The organism is Bradyrhizobium sp. CW1 (assembly GCF_023100665.1).
In the GTDB taxonomy this organism is placed as follows: Bacteria; Pseudomonadota; Alphaproteobacteria; order Rhizobiales; family Xanthobacteraceae; genus Bradyrhizobium; species Bradyrhizobium canariense_D.
Genome location: NZ_CP064684.1, coordinates 2,265,467 through 2,283,594 on the forward strand (window position 1 = coordinate 2,265,467; position 18,128 = coordinate 2,283,594).

The window sequence follows — 18,128 nt, forward strand, 5'->3', positions numbered from 1 at the left end:
AGATGCCAGCGCATCGGTTGCGTTCTGCACAAAGCGAAGGCCCGCCGCGATTGAAGCGACGGGCCATGCAAGGGCGATGGGGCGCTCGGGACGGGGCCCTGGTGCCCCAGCGTGGCGTGTTACTGCGACAGCTTCACGAAGCTCGGAAACTTCAGCTTGCCCTCCGCGATCTTCTCGGGCCAGACCACGACCTGCTTGGAGTCCTGCCACTGGAAGACCAGACCGGATACGGTCGTGGGACCGGACTTGATGCCGTGGGTGAACTCGTCGTCCTTGCCGTAGAACTGGATGCGGCCGATCGTGCCCTCGTAGTCGGTCTTTTCGAGCTCAGCGACCATCTTGTCCGGATCGGTCGAGCCGGCGCGCTTGATCGCCTCCGTGATGAAGTAGACTTCGTCATAGGCGGTGTAGCCGGTGTAGGCCGGCGGCGAGCCGAACTTGGCCTTGAAGGCGGCCGCGAACGGCTTCGTCTTGGAGGTCACGGCGACGTCGGGCGTTGCGACCGCCAGCGACGGCACGCCGTCGGCGGCGCCATTGGTGTCCTTCCAGAAGGTCGGGCTCAGCGCCTGCGCGCTGATGCCGAACATCGGGACCGGCACCTGCTGGTTCTTCCACTGCACCGTCGGCTGCACGCCGACATGCGAGATGCCGGTGACGATCACGTCCGGCTTCTTGGCCTCGATATTGTTGAAGATCGGCGTGAAGTCGGTGGTATCGGGCGAGAACCGCACGTGCTCGACGACCTTGAGGCCTGCTTTCGGAAGACAGGCTTCGTAGCCGACGTCGAGCGGCTTGGTCCAGGCGGCGTCCTCGCTCATGATCGCGGCCGTCTTGAACTTGAGCTTCTCGACCAGCAGATCCTTGGCGGCGTCGCAGACGAGCTGCGCTTGTGCGGCCGAGGTCAGATAGCCGTGGAAGGTGTATTTGTTCTTTTCGTAGTCGTTATGGATCGCCTTGGTGATCTCGTTCGAGGCCGCGCCGGGGGTGATCAGCGGCATCTTCAGCCGCGCTGCCCAGGGCTCGAGCGCCAGCACGACCTCGCTGATATAGCTCGCGATCACGGCGGAGACTTTGTCCTCGCTCACCGCGCGCTGGAACGCGCGCACCGAGTCCGCCGAGGAGCTCTTGTTGTCGTAGGTCACGATCTCGATCTTGCGGCCGAGAATGCCACCCTTGGCGTTGATCTCGTCGGCGGCGATCTGCGCGCCGCCGGGCGTCGCGGCACCAGCGATCGACTGCACCTCGGCGATGACGCCGATCTTGATAGGATCGTTCGACTGCGCATAGGCGGGAGCAGCAAGGCACAGCGCCAGCGCGGAGGCGAGGAGGAAGCTGCCGCTCAAACTCTTCGATGGTCGCATGGTCGTTTCCTTTTGCTTGTTTTGTTGTTGGTATGGGCGAACTAGAGAAAATCGGCGCCAGCCTCCGCGGCGAAGCGGCCCGGATCGCCCTCCCAGACGATCCTCGCATGCTCGAGCACATAGACGCGGTCGGCATGCGGAAGCGCGAAGGTCACGTTCTGCTCGCCGAGCAGCACCGTAATCGACGTCGTCTGCCGCAGCCTCGTTAGGGCCTTGGACAGGAGTTCGAGGATGACGGGGGCGAGACCCAGCGTCGGTTCATCCAGGATCAGGATCTGCGGCTGCATCATCAGCGCGCGGCCGATCGCAAGCATCTGCTGCTCGCCGCCGGAGAGCGTTTGCGCCATCTGGCCCTGACGCTCTTTCAGGATCGGGAATAGCTCGAACAGCCAGGCGAGCTGTGCCGCGCGCTTGTCGTCGGCCAGATGTTGCCCGCCGAGATCGAGGTTTTCGCGCACGCTCATCTCGCCGAACAGCTCGCGCGATTCCGGGCACTGCACGAGGCCGCTGCGGGCGATCTTCGCCGGCGTCGTGCCGCGCAGCTTCTCGCCGTTGCGCACGATCTCGCCGCTATAAGGCAGGAAGCCCGAGATGGTGTTGAACAATGTGGTCTTGCCGGCGCCGTTGAGACCGACGATCGAGACGAACTCGCCCTCATGGACGTGGATCGAGACGTTCTCCAGCGCCTGCGCCTTGCCGTAGAACACGCTGACATTCTCGACCTGGAGCAGCGGCACCTTGTCCTTGAAGCTGGTCTCGGGCCGCGCATGGGTCTCGATGGCGCCGCCGAGATAGACCCGCCGCACCGTCTCGTTCTTCATGACGTCCTCGGCCTTGCCGGTGACGATCTCCTCGCCGAGATACATCGCGAGCACGCGGTCGACCAACGCCGCGACGCTCTTGACGTTGTGGTCGACCAGCATCACCGCGCGGCCCTCGTCGCGGAAACTGCGGATCAGGTCGGAAAACATTTCGACCTCGGCCCGCGTCAGCCCGGCAAAGGGCTCGTCCACCAGCACGACCTTGGGATCGCGCGCGATAGCCTTGGCCAGCTCGAGCCGGCGCAGGTCGGCGAAGGGCAGCGTCGGCGGGCGGCGGTTCATCACGTTGCCGAGCCCGACGCGATCGGCGATCCATTTGGCGCGCTCGAGCAGCGCCTTGTCCGGAAACAGCATGAACAGGCTGTCCGGCAGCAGCGCGACCATGATGTTCTCCAGCACAGTCTGCCGGTTCAGCGGTCGCGAATGCTGGAACACCATGCCAAAGCCCTTGCGCGCGATCTTGTGCGCCGGCAAGCCCGCGACGTTCTCGCCCTCGAATACGACTTCGCCTGATGTCGGGCGCTCGATGCCCATGACGCTCTTCATCGCGGTCGATTTGCCCGAGCCGTTCGGGCCGATCAGGCCAAAGATCTCGCCGCTATTGACCTCGAAGCCCAGGTTCTTCACCGCCGTCAATCCGCCGAAGCGCTTGGTCAGGCCGCGGACTTCGAGCACGGCCCGGTTTGAAGATCGCATATCCATCACGAGCGCGCCTCACGCGAGAGGGCCGCTCCGAGGAAGCCGCCGGGGAAAAACAGCACGACGAGCAGCGCGACGGCCGAGACGATGAAGGTCGCAAGCTCGCCGGTGGGCCTGAGGAACTCGCCGGCGACGATCAGGAAGATCGCGCCGAGTGCCGCGCCAAGCACGGTGCGCCGGCCGCCGAGCACGGCTGAGACGATCACGTTGACGCCGACCGCGACGTCGACGACGGTGCCGACCGAGGCGGTGCCGAAGTAGAACACCAGCAGCGCGCCTGATAACCCCGAGAAGAACGCACTGACGATGAAGGCGGCGAGCTTGTGCTTGACGATGTTGAAGCCGAGCGCGCCGGCCTGGACCGGGTCCTGGCCGCTGGCTTGCAGCACCAGGCCAACAGGCGATTGCGACAGGCCATAGAGAATGGCCGCCGAGATCGTCATGAAGCCGAGCGCGATCCAGTAATTGACGCCGGCGTTGATGGAGATGACGTCGGGAATGGTCAGCCCGATCTCGCCACCGGTGAGGTCGGCAAACACCACGATGAAATTCTGCAGCATCAGCACCGCGACCAGCGTGGTCAGGCCGAAATACGGTCCGCGCACCCGAAGCGCCGGCAACGCCAGCACGAGGCCGGCGATGACGGAGGCGAGCGCGCCGAGCACGATGCAAGCGTAAACCGACCAGCCGAACTGGGCATTCAGGATGCCGGCGGTGTAGGCGCCGACGCCGATCAGGAAGGTCGGCCCGAAATTGACCTCGCCGGCGAAGCCGAACAGCAGGTCCCACGCCATTGCGAACACGCCGAAATAGAAGGCGACGGTGAGAAGCCCGAGCACGTAGCCGGAGACGTAGAGCGGCAGCGTCGCCGCGATGACGACGAGCGCGAATGAGATGAAGAACAGGCGTGTCGTAAAGAAGCTGGCCATCTCAGCGCCTCCCCAGAAGGCCCTGGGGCCGGATGTACATCACGAACACGAGCAGCAGCAGCGCCGGAATGGTGCGGTAGGCCGGCGAGACCAGATAGGCCGTGAGCGTTTCGAGATAGCCGACCACGAAGGCTGCGATCAGCGAGCCGGAGACGCTGCCGAGCCCGCCGAGCACGACGATCGAGAACGCGCTCGCGGTCAGCGGTCCGACGCTGTAGGAGCTGACGCCGAGAAACATTCCGAGCAGCACGCCGGCGATGCCGGCGAGGATGCCGTAGATCGCCCACACCACGACGTAGATGTTGGTGAGCTCGAGGCCGAGCAGGGTGACGCCGCGTGGGTTCATCGAGGCCGCCAGCACCGCCTTACCGGTGCGGGTGCGGTTCACCAGGAGCCACAACAGAGCGATGACGAAGCAGCACACGATCGCGGTAAAGATCTCGTTCCTGGGCGTGCGGACGCCGAGAATCTCGACCACGCCCTCGACGATCGGCAGCACGGTCTTGGCGTTGTTGGTGAACAAATAAGCGATCACCTCCTGGATCATGATCCCCCATAGCAGCGTGCCGGTGAGGACGAAGATCTCCTTCTCTTCATTCGGGATGCGCCGGGAATCCTGGATCGGCTTCACCACCGCGAAATAGGTCGCAAAGGATGTAAGGAGGGCGACACCGACGCCGATCAGTGCGCCGGCATAGGTGCCGACATTCAGGATGCTGGCGGCAGCCCAGGCCGCCACCGCTGCCGCCACCATGATGGCCCCGTGGGAGAGGTTGAGGACGCCGGAGACGCCGAAGATCAGCGTGAAGCCGGTGGCACCGAGAGCATAGAGAGCGCTGATGGCAAAGCCATCGATCAGAATCTGGAAAGCACGCATCTAGGGTTGGCAATCCGATTTATGAGAGACGATGTTGCTGGAGCAACGTGCTGCGGGGGCCGCATGTGGAAGCTCCCGGGAGCTGGTCCCGGGAGCGTGTCCTGCTAGTTCGAGAGCTTGATGAAGCTCGGGAACTTGACGTCGACCTTGGCGACTTCCTTGGGCCAGACCGCGCTCTGCTTGCCGTCCTGCCATTGCAGCATCAGCCCGGTGATCAGGCCCTTGCCGTATTTGATCGAGTGCGTGAACGGATCGTCCTTGCCGTAGAACTGGACACGGCCGATCGTGCCTTCCCAGTCGGTCGTCTCCAGAGCGGCGACCAGCTTGTCGGCGTCGGTCGAGCCCGCGCGCTTCACCGCATCGGCGATGTAGTAGACCTCGTCATAGGCGGTGTAGCCGGCATAGGAGGGATAGTTGCCGAACTTCTTCTTGAAGGCTTCGGCGAACGGCACTGATTTCGGCGTCACCGCGACGCCTGGGCCGGAGACGCCCTGGTAGAGTACGCCCTCGGCCGCCTGATTGGTGTCCTTGCCGAAGGTCTCGTTGGTGGCCTGCGAGGAGATGCCGAACATCGGGATCGGCACCTGCTGGTTCTTCCACTGCACCGTCGGCTGCACGCCGACATGGGAGATCCCGGTGATGATCACGTCGGGCTTGGAGCCTTCGATCTTGTTGAAGATCGGCGTGAAGTCGGTGGTATCGGGCGAGAAGCGGATGTGGTCGAGCACCTTCAGCCCGATCTTGGGCAGGCATTCCTCGTAGCCGATGTCGAGCGGCTTGGTCCAGGCGGCGTCCTCGCTCATGATGACCGCGGTCTTCATGTGCATCTTGTCGACGAGCAGGTCCTTGGCGCCGTCGCAGACGGAAAGCGCCAGCGCGGCGGAGGTCAGATAGCCGTGGAAGGTGTACTTGTTCTTCTCGTAGTCGGCATGGACGCTCTTGCTGATCTCGTTGGAGGCGGCACCGGGCGTGACGAACGGCGTCTTCAGCCGCGAGGCCCAGGGCTCCAGTGCCAGCACGACTTCGCTGATGTAGCTGGCGATGACCGCATTGACCTTGTCCTCGTTCACCGCGCGCTGGAAGGCGCGCACTGAATCTGCCGAGGAGGAATGATTGTCGTAAGAGACGATCTCGATCTTGCGGCCGTCGACGCCGCCATTGGCGTTTATCTCGTCGGCGGCGAGCTGTGCCGCCTGGGGGATGGAGGCGCCGGCAATCGCCTGCGCTTCCGCGATCACGCCGATCCTGATCGGGTCGGCCGCAAGCGCCGCGCCTGACGTCATCAACACAGCGGCCGCGGCGGTACCGAGTGCTATTCGCAACGCAACAGAGAGCGGTTTCTTCATCTTGTTCTCTCCCTTAACAGGCCTCTTATGAGCCATTATGCCGCGACTATACCGGCGGAGACATTCTCGGCAAGTGAAACCGCGTTCAGGATTGTGAGGCACGAACTAAAGTCTAGCGCTGGGCAATAGCGGGCAGGAAAGCTGTCGGACCCGTTTCACGCGGAGGCATGCAGATTTCGTCGGTAGGCATGCGCAGCTATCGCGGGCGCACAGCAACCGGAACGCTGAATTGCGATGCCGTCGCGTCGGCTCAGCGCGCTTGCAGCAGCGATGGATCGAGCGGCGCGAGCCGGGCCGGATCGAATGGCGAGATGTCGACGTTGCGCGTCGCACCCTCCGCGATCAGTTGCGCCATGACCTCGCCCGTGGCGGGCGCATTCAGGATGCCCCATACATTGTGCCCCGTCGCAACATACAGACCTTCACTTCGCGGCACCTTGCCGATCAGCGGCAGGCCGTCCTGTGTCACCGGCCGGAAGCAGGCTTGTTGCGCAATGATCCTCTCGGAGCGGAACAGCGGCGACAGCCGCTCGGACATGGTTTGCAGGCGCGCGATCGCGTCCTTGTCCGGCGTCACGGCCGCCGGATCGAGCGGAAGCGGCGCGATGTCGGAGAGAGCGGTGATATGCGTGCTGCCGTCGGCGCGAGGAAAGACCTCGATCGACACGGCACTGCCATTCTCTTCATACTCCAGGAACAGCGCATCGGCCGGCGCATCCGTGCCGGTGTCGTACACGATGCTCGGGCTGCGCTGGCCGTAGACGGCGGGCAGGCTCATCCATTGCGCCGCGAGCAGCGACCATGGTCCCATCGCGATCACGACGGCGTCCGCCTCGACGATGCCGCCGTCGACCTCGACGCCCGTCGCGGTGGTGCCGTTCGCATCGCGCATGATGCCGGTCACCTGGCCGGGACGAAACTCGGCGCCTTCCGCGAGCGCCGCGTTCATCACGGCTGCGGTGAATTTTTTGGGGTGAACGATCGCGGCGGTCTCCATCGTGCCGATGCGCTGGGCGATGATGACGCCGTTGCTGAGCCAGCCGAGCGCGGACGGTGCATCCCGGCGCGGGTGGCCATCGGCGGCAACGAAGCCGCTATAAGCGGTCATCGGGCGATAGCCCCAATCGCCTGCGATCTGTTCCGGCAGCTGCGCATGGATCGCAAAGCTCCGTCGCGCCAGCGCATCGAGCGGCGAGCCCTCGCACCAGTCGCGCGCGAGGAAGCCGCCCGCCTTGCCTGACGCCGCGGCCGCGACGCCCGCCCGCTCCACGACGACGATTTCGATGCCACGGCGGCGGAGAAACCAGGCGATGCAGGCGCCGATCACGCCGCCGCCGCAGATCACAACGCGCATGAATGCTCCCTTACACAATGAAATCCTTCGCATGGAGATCCGCGGTATGGATTCCCGCCAGCGTAATCGTATCGGTCGCCGTCAGGTGGATCACCGCGTTTCCTGTGCTGTCATCGCTGATCAGGCTTTTCAGCGCCGCCCAGTCTGCGAAGCCGTAATCGTGCAAATTGATCAAATCATGCTCTCGCGCCGTGCTGCCGACAGCCTTGTTGCCCTGGTCGAAATCGTTGATCACGTCCAGGCCCGAATTTTTGTCGAAGACGAATCTGTCGTCGTTCGGTCCGCCCCAGAGCTGGTCATTTCCGCCACCGCCATTCAACATGTCCTTGCCGCCGGTGATCGAGCCGGCTGTGAACGGAGCGTAGGTCTGTGCGTCGCCATACAGGAAATCGTCGCGGCTGCTGCCGAGGAGGATATCATCTCCGCCATGCGCATTGCCTGACATGTTCGAGGCGTCTCCGACGAGCACGATGGACGTGGAGTCCGGGTTGCCGTCGACGGTCGCGATCAGGATATCGTTGCCGCCACGGGTATCGTCGCTCATGTAGCCGGCGTCTCCGACCAGAGACGCGCCGCCGGATCGGGCTGGGGCACCGACGGTGTAGATGAGCATGTCGTTGCCGCCGTGCGCATCGCCGCTCATGGAGACGAGGGCATCGCCGGAGATTGAAGCGCCGCCGTAACTGCCGCCCTGGGTCACGCTGAGGATATCATTGCCGCCACGCGCGTGATCGCTCATGGAACTGCCGGAATCTCCGCCGAACGTGCCGGACGATCTGTTTCCCATCGATGCAATGACGACGTCATTGCCGCCCCCCGTGTCGGCTGACATGGCGGTTTCGGCATCGCCAAAAATGCCGAGAGACGCGTAGATCGATGTCGATGCATCGACATGAAGTACATCGTTGCCGCCATGGGCGTCGCCGGACATCGCCTGCGCATCGCCGTCCAGGAACACGTAGTCCCCGAAGCCTGTGACGGTCGCGGCGAGATGGTCGCCTCCTCCGTGAGAATGTCCTTGGAGGGTCTGGTCGTCGCCAACGAATATCAGGACCGCGTTGCCACCGTCGACGGTCGCGATCATCTTGTCGCTGCCGCCGCGGCCTCCGTTCGGAAGGCCCGGGTCTCCGAACTCCGTCACGAATTGCTGGTTCCCCACGCTGACGATGATGGTGTCGTTCGGCATACGGCGCATCGCGCAACTCCCGGTTCAAGTCGGGCGCGAGAACGAAGAGCATCATGCCTTTGCACCGCGCTGCGGCCTTGCCGCGCGATTCAATCTTCGTTGGATTAATGGCGGAGATTTGCCCGCGGCGTAATTTGATTGCGATCAGGGAACCGCGGGCGCCGGCGATCCACGCCGACGCCCGTGCTTGCGATCTTGCGCGCGGGCTCAGCCCGGTCCGGCGCCTTGCGTGGCCGTGTACACCGCATAGAGCGATTGGCTCGCCGCCATGAACAGGCGATTGCGCTTGGGGCCGCCGAAGCAGACGTTGCCGCACACTTCGGGCAACCGGATGCGGCCGAGCAGCTTGCCCTCCGGCGACCACGTCGTCACGCCGCTGTAGCCGACGGCGCGGCCGGCATTGCTGGAGGCCCAGACATTGCCGTTGACGTCGCAGCGCACGCCGTCCGGTCCGCACTTCACACCGTCAATCACGCACTCGCTGAACCGCTTGTGGTTGGTGAGCTTGTTGTCGGCGCCGACGTCGAACACGAATATTTCGCCCTTGCCGCCGGGGCCGGTGTCGCCGGGTCCCTTGCCAGTCGAGACGACGTAGAGCTTCTTGAAGTCCGGCGAGAAGCACAGCCCGTTGGGATCGGGCACCTGCTCCTCGGTGACGACGAGATCGACACGGCCGCTAGGGTCGATGCGATAGCAATTGGTCGGAAGCTCGCGCTTGCCCGGTGCGAAGCCGGCCGGCTGTCCAATCCGAGGATTGAGCTTGCCGCCGGAATTGCTCGGACCGCCCACGGCATCGGGCTCACCTTCGTAGAGCTGGCCGCCATAGGGCGGATCGGTGAACCAGTAGCTGCCGTCAGGATGCGCGACGACGTCGTTCGGCGAGTTCAGCTTCTTGCCGTTGTAATTGTCGCAAAGCACGGTCGCGGTGCCGTCATGTTCATAACGCGTCACCCGCCGGGTCAAATGTTCGCAGGAAAGTTGACGGCCCTGGAAATCGAACGAGTTGCCGTTGGAATTGTTGGACGGCGAGCGGAACACGCTGACGCGACCGTCGTCTTCGCTCCAGCGCATCTGCCTGTTGTTGGGAATGTCGCTCCATAGCAGATAGCGGCCCTGTGCACTCCACGCCGGGCCTTCAGCCCACAGCAAACCCGTATAGAGACGCTTGATCGCAGTGTTGGGCTGCGCGAGATCGTTGAAGGACGGATCGACTGTGACGACATCGGGGTCCCAGAAATAGGTGGTCGGCGCGCCGTTGGGACCGAAATCGCGTGGCGGGGTGGTAATCGTCGTCGGCGGTGCGGCTGGTCCGGTCTGGGCCAGCGCGGAGCCGGCGCCGGCAAAAGTGGCGGCGCCGAGCGCAAACCCCTGAACGAGCGTTCGTCGTGAAAGCGCAGCATCCTGGTCACGCTGCTTTTGGCGTGTCATCGCGTCCTCCCGGTCATGTTCGGCTAGCCGGTTGATCCGGCCGAGCAGGGCAAGGTTAGTCCGGTCCGATGACGGTTGCGAGGGGGAGGTACGCATCCTCAGCGAGATCGGGGCGGCAAAGCGCTGCAACGTCGAACATGGAAACGACAAATTCATCAGGCGTGACGGGGTTTACCGGAGCTGTCTTCGGGACATTGCCAAGCAGGGGAATGTCAAGCCTTGACCTCCTGCGCGATGCTGGCAGAACGTCATTCGGGGCGTAAGTCGGAGTTTACTGTGGTCGCTGTCGTCGTACTGGTTTTGCTGCTCGGGATTGCATTTGCGGCCGGCTATTTCACCCGCGACTACGTCTCCCGAAAAAGACGAGCCGAGGCGCGCCGCTGGCGTGAGTACAGCGAGCCGGATTGGCTCAGTGCCAACGCACCAGCCAACACCAACGATATCGCGATCGCTGGCACGGCTACGCCGGTTGCCACCAGCGAGCTCGGTCAGATGCTGAACCGCTGGGAGAGCAGGGCTCGCGCTCGCCGCTCGGCATAGCTTGACCGCCTTGCCGGCGTTCGGTCGGCCAAACAATTGGCACCGGTCACGCATCCGGCGCTGCGATCATGTCAGCCCTTCTGTCCATCTTTTGGCGTTGCGGTTGCTGCCATTTCTCGTCTAGAAACGACGCATCGAGCCTCCCGGCAACCAACCGTCAACGGTTTTGACCGAGGATTTGAGGGCTCAAAGGGTCCGGTAATGCTGATTCGCGGCCAAATCGATGGGATTTCGGGGGAGGTGGCTCTTGCCGCCGCCGCGATCCCGGCCGCGCTGCTGCCTACCCTCCTGATTGGCGGGCTTCTTCTTACTTGCCCCTGAGGGCCGGCTGGGCGCCATGCGCCTGGGCGCTCAGGGGTTGGTCGAGATCACCGGACACCTCAAGCGCCCAGAAGACTGACGGCGCAAAAAGCTCAAAAGGAAATTCAAATGGCCCCCGTGAACAAGTCCGATAAGGACCGCGTCATCATTTTCGACACCACCCTGCGCGACGGCGAGCAGTGCCCCGGCGCCACCATGACCTTCGAGGAGAAGCTCGAGGTCGCCGAGATGCTGGACGATATGGGCGTCGACGTCATCGAGGCCGGCTTCCCCATTACCTCGGAAGGCGACTTCCAGGCGGTCAGCGAGATCGCCCGCCGCTCCAAGAACGCCGTCATCGCCGGTCTGTCGCGTGCCCATCCGGCCGACATCGACCGCTGCGCAGAAGCGGTGAAATTCGCCAAGCGTGGCCGCGTCCACACCGTGATCGCGACGTCGCCGCTGCATATGCGGGTGAAGCTGAACAAGACCCCGGAGCAGGTGCTCGAGACCTCGGTGGCCATGGTCGCGCGCGCCCGCAACCAGATCGACGACGTCGAATGGTCGGCCGAAGACGGCACCCGCAGCGAGATGGACTATCTGTGCCGCATCGTCGAAGCCGTCATCAAGGCTGGCGCCACCACGGTGAACATTCCTGATACCGTCGGTTACACCACGCCCGACGAATACACCCACTTCATGAAGACGCTGATCGAGCGCGTGCCGAACTCGGACAAGGCGGTGTTCTCCGTGCACTGCCATAACGACCTCGGCATGGCGGTGGCGAACTCGCTGGCAGGCGTCATTGGCGGCGCGCGCCAGGTCGAGTGCACCATCAACGGCATCGGCGAGCGTGCCGGCAACGCCGCGCTGGAAGAGATCGTGATGGCGATCAACGTGCGCAACGACAAATTCCCTTTCTGGAATAAGATCGACACGACGCAGCTGACCCGCGCCTCGAAGGTGGTGTCGGCGGCGACCTCGTTCCCGGTGCAGTACAACAAGGCCATCGTCGGCCGCAACGCGTTCGCGCATGAGAGCGGCATCCATCAGGATGGCGTGCTGAAGGACGCTTCCACTTACGAGATCATGCGGCCCGAGATGGTCGGCCTCAAGCAGTCCTCGCTGGTGCTGGGCAAGCATTCCGGCCGCCACGCCTTCGTGCACAAGCTGGAGGAGATGGGCTACAAGCTCGGTCCGAACCAGCTGGAAGATGCGTTCACGCGGATGAAGGCGCTGGCCGACCGCAAGAAGGACATCTACGACGAGGACATCGAGGCGCTGGTCGACGAGGAGATGGCGGCTTCGCACGACCGCATCAAGCTGACCTCGCTGACCGTGATCGCCGGTACCCATGGCCCGCAGCGCGCGACGATGAAGCTCGATGTCGACGGCCAGATCAAGATCGAGGAGGCCGAAGGCAACGGGCCGGTCGATGCCGTGTTCAACTGCATCAAGCGCCTGGTGCCGCACGAAGCCAAGCTCGAGCTGTACCAGGTCCACGCCGTGACCCAAGGCACCGACGCGCAGGCCGAAGTCTCGGTGCGGCTGTCGCACGAGGGACGCGCGATGACCGCGCGCGCGGCGGATCCGGATACGCTGGTGGCCTCAGCAAAGGCCTATCTCGGCGCGCTCAACAAGATCGTCATGAAACGCCAGCGCGACACCGTAACGACCGCGGCGGCGAGCTGAGGTGGCTACTACCGCCTCTTCCGGAAGCGGGAGAGGCGGTGCTTGCGGCGTTCACCATGAATGGCTGCCCTGCTAACGACCAATAGCAGCTGGTGATGTCGACCTGTATTGATGCTGACGGCATAGGCCACCCGCGCGCCCGGTGGCCCAAATAACAACAGGGAGAGATTATGCGCACCTTCGCGATCGCTGCGTCCATCGCGGTCCTGGCACTTGGCTTGACCGGGCCGGCATCGGCCCAGTCGCCCATCATCATCAAGTTCAGCCACGTGGTGGCCACCGACACGCCGAAGGGCAAGGCGTCGGAGAAATTCAAGGAGCTCGCCGATAAGTACACCGGCGGCAAGGTCAAGGTCGAGATCTACCCGAACTCGACGCTTTACAAGGACAAGGAAGAACTCGAGGCGCTCCAGCTCGGCAGCGTGCAGATGCTGGCGCCGTCCAATTCCAAGTTCGGCCCGCTCGGCATCCGCGAGTTCGAGGTATTCGATCTCCCCTACATCCTGCCTGATCTGAAGACGCTGCGGAAGGTGACGGAAGGTCCGCTCGGTGCCAGGCTGCTCAAGCTGCTCGAACCGAAGGGCATCACCGGCCTCGCCTATTGGGACAACGGCTTCAAGCAGATGAGCGCCAACAAGAAGCTGGTGACGCCGGCCGACTATCAGGGCGTCAAGTTCCGCATCCAGTCCTCGCGCGTGCTCCAGGCCCAGTTCAAGGCGCTCGGCTCGCTGCCGCAGGTGATGGCGTTCGGCGAAGTCTACCAGGCGCTGCAGACCGGCGTCGTCGACGGGCAGGAGAACACCTGGTCGAACATCTATACCCAGAAGATGCACGAGGTGCAGAAGTACATCACCGAGAGCAACCACGGCTACATCGGCTACGTCGTGATCGTGAACAAGAAGTTCTGGGACGATTTGCCGGCCGACATCCGCGACCAGCTGACGAAGGCGATGAAGGAAGCGACCGACTTCAACAATACGCAGTCGCAGAAGGAGAACGAGGACGCGCTCGCCGAGATCAGGAAGAGCGGCAAGAGCGAGATCATCAAGCTCACGCCGGAGCAGGACGAGGCGATGCGCAAGGCCATGGAGCCGGTCTACAAGGACGCCGCAGGCCGCGTCGGCCAGCCGCTGATCGACGAGTTCCAGAAGGAAGCGAAGAGCACGACGAACTGATTTGAACGGAGGTTGAAAGGGGCTTCCGTGCCTGGCGCGGAAGCCCCTTTTGTTGCGAATGATTCCGATTGCGACTGAACTAAAATTCAGGAGCGTTACATCTTGGAAAGGACTCGCTCCCTGTCCAAGTTGTAAGTTGCGCGTAAGCCGCGCTGCGCTCATCCTCACGACATCCTTCCAGAGGAGAGTTCGCATGAGGAAATTCACCATCGCCGCCATCGCCGTGCTCAGCATCGCCGGCTCGGGCGCGGTCTATGCCCAGTATCATCGCCCGTGGATGCACGAGCACATGCGCCACATCCGCATGAACCCGGAAGACCGCGCCGCCATGGTCGACGCGCGGATCGCTGCCGTCCATGCCGGGCTGAAGCTCAACGCCGACCAGGAAAAGCTGTGGCCGCCGGTCGAGGCCGCCGTGCGCGACTTCGCCAAGCTGCGCATCGACCGCGCCAATGCGCGGATGAATGCCGGAGCCGGCGATGCCGGCAAGGACGCTAACAAGGACGCCGTCAGGCCGGAGGATCCGGTCGCCCGCCTGCGTCAGCGCGCCGAGGACATGGGGGCAACGTCGGCGGCCCTGAAGAAGATCGCCGATGCCGCCGATCCGCTCTACAAGACCCTCGACGAGGGCCAGAAGCGGCGCCTCGCCGTGCTGACCCGTCACCGCGGCCCGTTCGGCGGCGGCGAAGACGGCCCGCGCCGCCACTTCATGGAGCGTGGCATGGACCGCATGATGGAGCGCGGCATGGACCACTTCCACCGCGACCGTTTCGACCGCGACGATGGCCCGGACCGGGACCGCGAGGGCCGGCTCTGAGCCTACAAGGGTTGCCGCGATCAACCCTGGCGAAGCCGCTGGAATCCAGCGGCTTTTCGCTTTTTTGGGGGATGTGGGCACGCCCTTGGCGTACCCTTGGCGTACCCTTGGCATACCCTTGGAAAACTTACGTGCCATCGCTTGCCAGACCCGGATCGCTTTGCTAAACGACCGGCCTCGCAAGGCTTTAACCGCCTTTCGGGCGCATAGCTCAGTTGGTAGAGCAGCTGACTCTTAATCAGCGGGTCCCAGGTTCGAGCCCTGGTGCGCCCACCATATAATTCAAACACTTTGCGGGCTGAGCAAACGGCAAAACCAGCGCCGTTTACACCACCGTTTACAGTTTTGTTCTCGCTTCGAGCTTCACCACCGCAGCTTCAGCGAGCTGAATGTCGCGACCGAGGTAGTGCGCATCGAGAATGGCCTCGACGTCTTTCAACGAATGACCTGTGACGGCTGCGATCTGTGGCACGCTGGCGCCTGCGATTGCGAGGCGCACCACTGCCGTGCCGCGCAGGTCGTGAAAGGTCAGTTCACCCATACCGGCGCGCTCACATGCCCTTCCCCAGGACGTGCGAAAGCCGTCCGACGTCCATGGCCGACCGAGCGTGTTGGTCAGGATCAGGGGGCCTCGGCGCTCGGTGATATCGAGAAGGGTTCGCAAAGGCGCGCCGGCTGGCATCGCGACGCGCCGCCCGCCTTTAGACTGGCGCAGGCGAATGTAGGGGTTCTCGTAGGCGGACCAGGGCAGTCGCAGCAAGTCGCCTTGGCGCTGGCCACTCCACAACGCCAGGACTAAGGCGGGCTGGATCTCGCTAAAGGCGATCGCAAGAACCGCTGCGATGTCCTGCTCGGTCCAAATCTTGTCTCTGCGGTCTGCTACGTAGAGGCGGCCCCCGCGCTCGCATGGGTTGGTCGCGATGATGCCGCGGTCTTTTGCGAACGACATGATCCGCGCCAACGTGGTCCAGGCGTAGTCCGCCTTACGTGGTGTCTCGGCGAACAGGTCGCGCCAGGCCTTGAACTCACCACGCACTCGACGATCGGCCAGAGCTGCCACCGGCAGGTCGCCGAATTCATCTTCGATCAGCTTAATGTAGGCGAGGTACGCACGACGGGTCGATGCCGCTAGTCCGGTGAACTCTGGTGCGGCCTTGTACTGCGCAACGATCGTCATGAAGGTGCCGGCGCGGGGCTGCCGAAGGCTCGCATGCGCATCGTGATACTCTCGAACGAAGTCTGGCGCACCGGGCTGCGCATGGATGGCGGGGCCCCCACGCCATGCGTAGCAATGTACTTTCGTCTCGCCATTTGCGAGCCGTCTCTTGACCTTATGAATTCCTTTCAGAACGACGCGCACGGTTCATCCTCCATTCGTCCAAGGCCGCACCCTCTGTCTCGCAGTTTTTGGCGTCGCCTACGCCGCTCAGGGTCTGTCGCTCGGCACGGATATGCTGGGCCCATTTCCTCTGCGAGGAACTGGAGCCTTACTTTGGCTACGACAACACCACTAGGGCGACCGATAGGAAGGTTTTCTTCTTCACCCTAGTCGACATCAACTGTGCGAGGTCGCTGAACGAACGCAAGGTCGATCTGAAGCCGATAGCGTGCAAGCTGCAGCGGGGGCTAGCCGACTGCATCGGCCGCCAGGATCGTCGTCAGCCGTCGATTTGGCCGCTCTATCGCCAAATCTCCCTCCTGGCTCGGTCGGACCCAGTCTACGCATTTAGCTCCAGGTGCCAAGGGATTCGGTGATGAGGGGGAGCTGTTCGGTATGAGGGCTTCTGGTCCCTTAACGAGGCATGCATTGATTGCCCGCTTATGGCCCGTTAGCGAAGTACCGGCACATCTCGACTAGGTCCGCTTAATGAGGCATGGCGGACCAGATTTGCTTAGGTTGAGTTCTTCGCACTTTGACCCCTAACAGACATCGCGCCCAGCGGCGTTCACTTTTCGCCTGGGCCACTGTGTTACATTGGGCAAGACGTCCGGCGCTTCGGTCGACAGATGTGCCTTCGCAAGCCTCTCCAATGTGCTATTCTCATCGTATAAGCCATAGGTATACCATGGCAGGTATTGCAGAGTGGCTAGCATCGATCGGTTTGGGCGAGTACGCCGAGCGATTCCGCGAAAACGCCATCGACCTCTCGGTCGTTCGCGATCTCACGGAGCAGGATTTAAAGGATTTGGGCGTCCTGCTTGGGCATCGCCGCAAGATGCTGCGCGCGATCGTAGAACTTCAGAGAGAGGTCCTGCGAACGCCTCAAGCGGGCGCTAAGCCGGCCTCGACGGATCACGCCGGCCGGCGTCAGCTTACAATCATGTTTTGCGATTTGGTCGGCTCGTCGGCACTTGCGGCCCGCCTTGATCTGGAGGACCTGCGGGCCGTAATGGGCACCTATCACCGCTGCATCGCGGAGGTTGTTGCCAGGAATGAAGGGGTTATCGCGCGGTACATGGGAGATGGCGTGCTCGCCTATTTCGGTTATCCCCAGGCCCACGAGGATGATGCCGAACAAGCGACACGCGCCGGGCTGGCGCTGGTCGATGCCGTAGCTAGCCTCCGGACAGAACCCGCCACCGAGCTGCAGGTTCGCGTTGGCATCGCTACCGGTATGGTGGTCGTGGGCGATTTGACCGGCGAAGGTTCAGCTCAAGAGCAGACGGTCATTGGCGAGACGCCAAACTTGGCTGCGCGCCTGCAGACCTTCGCCAATCCCGGTACCGTGCTGATTTCCGAAAGTACGCACCGGCTCACTGATGGGCATTTCGAGTTCCGCAATCTCGGCCCTGTCGCGCTTAAAGGATGGGCCGAGCCAATGCCAGCCTGGCAGGTACTGGGAACAACCGAAGTGGAAAGCCGCTTCGAGGCACAGCACAAATCTCGATTGGCGCCGCCAATCGGGCGTGACGAGGAAATCGAGATGCTCTTGCGTCGCTGGCAGCACGCCAGGCGTAGCGAAGGTTGCGCGGTGATGCTCACCGGAGAGCCCGGTATCGGCAAGTCGCACATTGCGCTGGCGCTTGAGGAGCGGCTCCAAGGCGAACCGCATATAACGGTGCGCCAGTTCTGCTCGGCGCACCACACCAACAGTGCGCTGTATCCTTTCACCCGCCAGCTCGAACGCGCTGCCCGGTTCGAGCGGGGCGACCCGCCCGCAGAGAAGTTCGCTAAGCTCGAGGCTCTGCTCGTGCGGGCTGATGCCGACCGCGTGTTGCTACCTCTGGCCAACCTTCTGTCCCTTCCACCGAGTAACCGCTACCGTATGCCAGAGCTGAGCCCGCAGAAGCGCAAGGAGCTAACGTTAGCGGCGTTTTTGTCCCAGCTAACTGGCTTGGCCGCAAGACAGCCGGTGTTCGTCATTGTAGAGGATGTCCATTGGGCAGATCCGACGTCGCTGGAGCTGCTCACGATGACCTTGGAACACCTACCCCGGCTTCGGGGGCTGCTGCTCATCACGGCGAGGCCAGAGTTCACTCCGCCGTGGCCAGGTCATGCGCATGTGACGACGATCTCGCTCACGCGGCTGAACCGACGCAACGGGGCGGCGTTAATCGAGCGCGTCACCGCTGGCAAGACGCTCCCGGAAGAGGTAATGGACC

General features: G+C 63.2%; 13 protein-coding genes, 1 tRNA gene and 1 pseudogene. 6 read left to right on the forward strand and 9 right to left on the reverse strand.

The annotated features are described in order from the left end of the window. Positions 1-119 precede the first annotated feature (119 nt). From IVB54_RS10970 to IVB54_RS11005, 8 genes are all read right to left on the reverse strand, one after another. Positions 120-1,361, reverse strand: coding sequence for an ABC transporter substrate-binding protein (locus IVB54_RS10970; protein WP_026233382.1), 1,242 nt, complete (start codon positions 1,359-1,361; stop codon positions 120-122). A 41-nt stretch (positions 1,362-1,402) separates the two neighbouring features. Further along, the gene (locus IVB54_RS10975) at positions 1,403-2,884 is read right to left on the reverse strand and encodes an ATP-binding cassette domain-containing protein (RefSeq protein ID WP_026233383.1); all 1,482 of its coding nucleotides are present in this window, start codon (positions 2,882-2,884) and stop codon (positions 1,403-1,405) included. Continuing rightward, positions 2,884-3,810, reverse strand: a complete 927-nt coding sequence (locus IVB54_RS10980; protein ID WP_018457492.1) for a branched-chain amino acid ABC transporter permease — start codon at positions 3,808-3,810, stop codon at positions 2,884-2,886. The genes IVB54_RS10975 and IVB54_RS10980 overlap by 1 nt, the downstream gene beginning before the upstream one ends. 1 nt (position 3,811) lies before the next feature. Continuing rightward, a complete protein-coding gene (locus IVB54_RS10985; protein WP_018457493.1) occupies positions 3,812-4,687 on the reverse strand; it encodes a branched-chain amino acid ABC transporter permease in 876 nt (291 codons plus the stop codon). Between the two features lie 104 nt (positions 4,688-4,791). Further along, positions 4,792-6,033, reverse strand: a complete 1,242-nt coding sequence (locus IVB54_RS10990) for an ABC transporter substrate-binding protein (protein WP_026233384.1) — start codon at positions 6,031-6,033, stop codon at positions 4,792-4,794. A 250-nt stretch (positions 6,034-6,283) separates the two neighbouring features. Continuing rightward, on the reverse strand, positions 6,284-7,387 hold the full coding sequence (locus tag IVB54_RS10995; RefSeq protein ID WP_018457495.1) for an FAD-dependent oxidoreductase: 1,104 nt from the start codon (positions 7,385-7,387) through the stop codon (positions 6,284-6,286). Positions 7,388-7,397: 10 nt separating this feature from the next. Continuing rightward, positions 7,398-8,582, reverse strand: coding sequence for a hypothetical protein (locus IVB54_RS11000; protein ID WP_247294795.1), 1,185 nt, complete (start codon positions 8,580-8,582; stop codon positions 7,398-7,400). A gap of 198 nt (positions 8,583-8,780) precedes the next feature. Beyond that, the gene (locus IVB54_RS11005; RefSeq protein ID WP_018457497.1) at positions 8,781-10,001 is read right to left on the reverse strand and encodes an SMP-30/gluconolactonase/LRE family protein; all 1,221 of its coding nucleotides are present in this window, start codon (positions 9,999-10,001) and stop codon (positions 8,781-8,783) included. 276 nt (positions 10,002-10,277) lie between these two features. Here IVB54_RS11005 and IVB54_RS11010 point away from each other — a divergent pair, with 276 nt between their 5' ends. From IVB54_RS11010 to IVB54_RS11030, 5 genes are all read left to right on the forward strand, one after another. After that, the gene (locus tag IVB54_RS11010; RefSeq protein WP_018457498.1) at positions 10,278-10,541 is read left to right on the forward strand and encodes a hypothetical protein; all 264 of its coding nucleotides are present in this window, start codon (positions 10,278-10,280) and stop codon (positions 10,539-10,541) included. Positions 10,542-10,970: 429 nt separating this feature from the next. Then, complete coding sequence (locus tag IVB54_RS11015) at positions 10,971-12,533, forward strand: 2-isopropylmalate synthase (protein ID WP_018457500.1); 1,563 nt, start codon at positions 10,971-10,973, stop codon at positions 12,531-12,533. Between the two features lie 170 nt (positions 12,534-12,703). After that, positions 12,704-13,708, forward strand: coding sequence for a TRAP transporter substrate-binding protein (locus IVB54_RS11020; protein WP_018457501.1), 1,005 nt, complete (start codon positions 12,704-12,706; stop codon positions 13,706-13,708). A 193-nt stretch (positions 13,709-13,901) separates the two neighbouring features. Then, the gene (locus IVB54_RS11025) at positions 13,902-14,525 is read left to right on the forward strand and encodes a Spy/CpxP family protein refolding chaperone (RefSeq protein ID WP_018457502.1); all 624 of its coding nucleotides are present in this window, start codon (positions 13,902-13,904) and stop codon (positions 14,523-14,525) included. A 200-nt stretch (positions 14,526-14,725) separates the two neighbouring features. Continuing rightward, positions 14,726-14,801, forward strand: a tRNA-Lys gene (locus IVB54_RS11030). A 61-nt stretch (positions 14,802-14,862) separates the two neighbouring features. Here IVB54_RS11030 and IVB54_RS11035 read toward each other — a convergent pair. Beyond that, complete coding sequence (locus tag IVB54_RS11035; RefSeq protein WP_247294793.1) at positions 14,863-15,885, reverse strand: tyrosine-type recombinase/integrase; 1,023 nt, start codon at positions 15,883-15,885, stop codon at positions 14,863-14,865. Between the two features lie 706 nt (positions 15,886-16,591). Here IVB54_RS11035 and IVB54_RS41615 point away from each other — a divergent pair. Next, a pseudogene (locus tag IVB54_RS41615) lies at positions 16,592-17,971 on the forward strand (adenylate/guanylate cyclase domain-containing protein); the annotation flags it as partial. Positions 17,972-18,128: the final 157 nt, after the last annotated feature.

Coding starts and splice junctions, on each gene's coding strand:
- IVB54_RS10985 (WP_018457493.1), bottom strand. CDS start 4,687: ATGCGTGCTTTCCAGATTCTGATCGATGGCTTTGCCATCAGCGCTCTC.
- IVB54_RS10975 (WP_026233383.1), bottom strand. CDS start 2,884: ATGGATATGCGATCTTCAAACCGGGCCGTGCTCGAAGTCCGCGGCCTG.
- IVB54_RS10980 (WP_018457492.1), bottom strand. CDS start 3,810: ATGGCCAGCTTCTTTACGACACGCCTGTTCTTCATCTCATTCGCGCTC.
- IVB54_RS10995 (WP_018457495.1), bottom strand. CDS start 7,387: ATGCGCGTTGTGATCTGCGGCGGCGGCGTGATCGGCGCCTGCATCGCC.
- IVB54_RS11020 (WP_018457501.1), top strand. CDS start 12,704: ATGCGCACCTTCGCGATCGCTGCGTCCATCGCGGTCCTGGCACTTGGC.
- IVB54_RS11015 (WP_018457500.1), top strand. CDS start 10,971: ATGGCCCCCGTGAACAAGTCCGATAAGGACCGCGTCATCATTTTCGAC.
- IVB54_RS11005 (WP_018457497.1), bottom strand. CDS start 10,001: ATGACACGCCAAAAGCAGCGTGACCAGGATGCTGCGCTTTCACGACGA.
- IVB54_RS10990 (WP_026233384.1), bottom strand. CDS start 6,033: ATGAAGAAACCGCTCTCTGTTGCGTTGCGAATAGCACTCGGTACCGCC.
- IVB54_RS10970 (WP_026233382.1), bottom strand. CDS start 1,361: ATGCGACCATCGAAGAGTTTGAGCGGCAGCTTCCTCCTCGCCTCCGCG.
- IVB54_RS11025 (WP_018457502.1), top strand. CDS start 13,902: ATGAGGAAATTCACCATCGCCGCCATCGCCGTGCTCAGCATCGCCGGC.
- IVB54_RS11000 (WP_247294795.1), bottom strand. CDS start 8,582: ATGCGCCGTATGCCGAACGACACCATCATCGTCAGCGTGGGGAACCAG.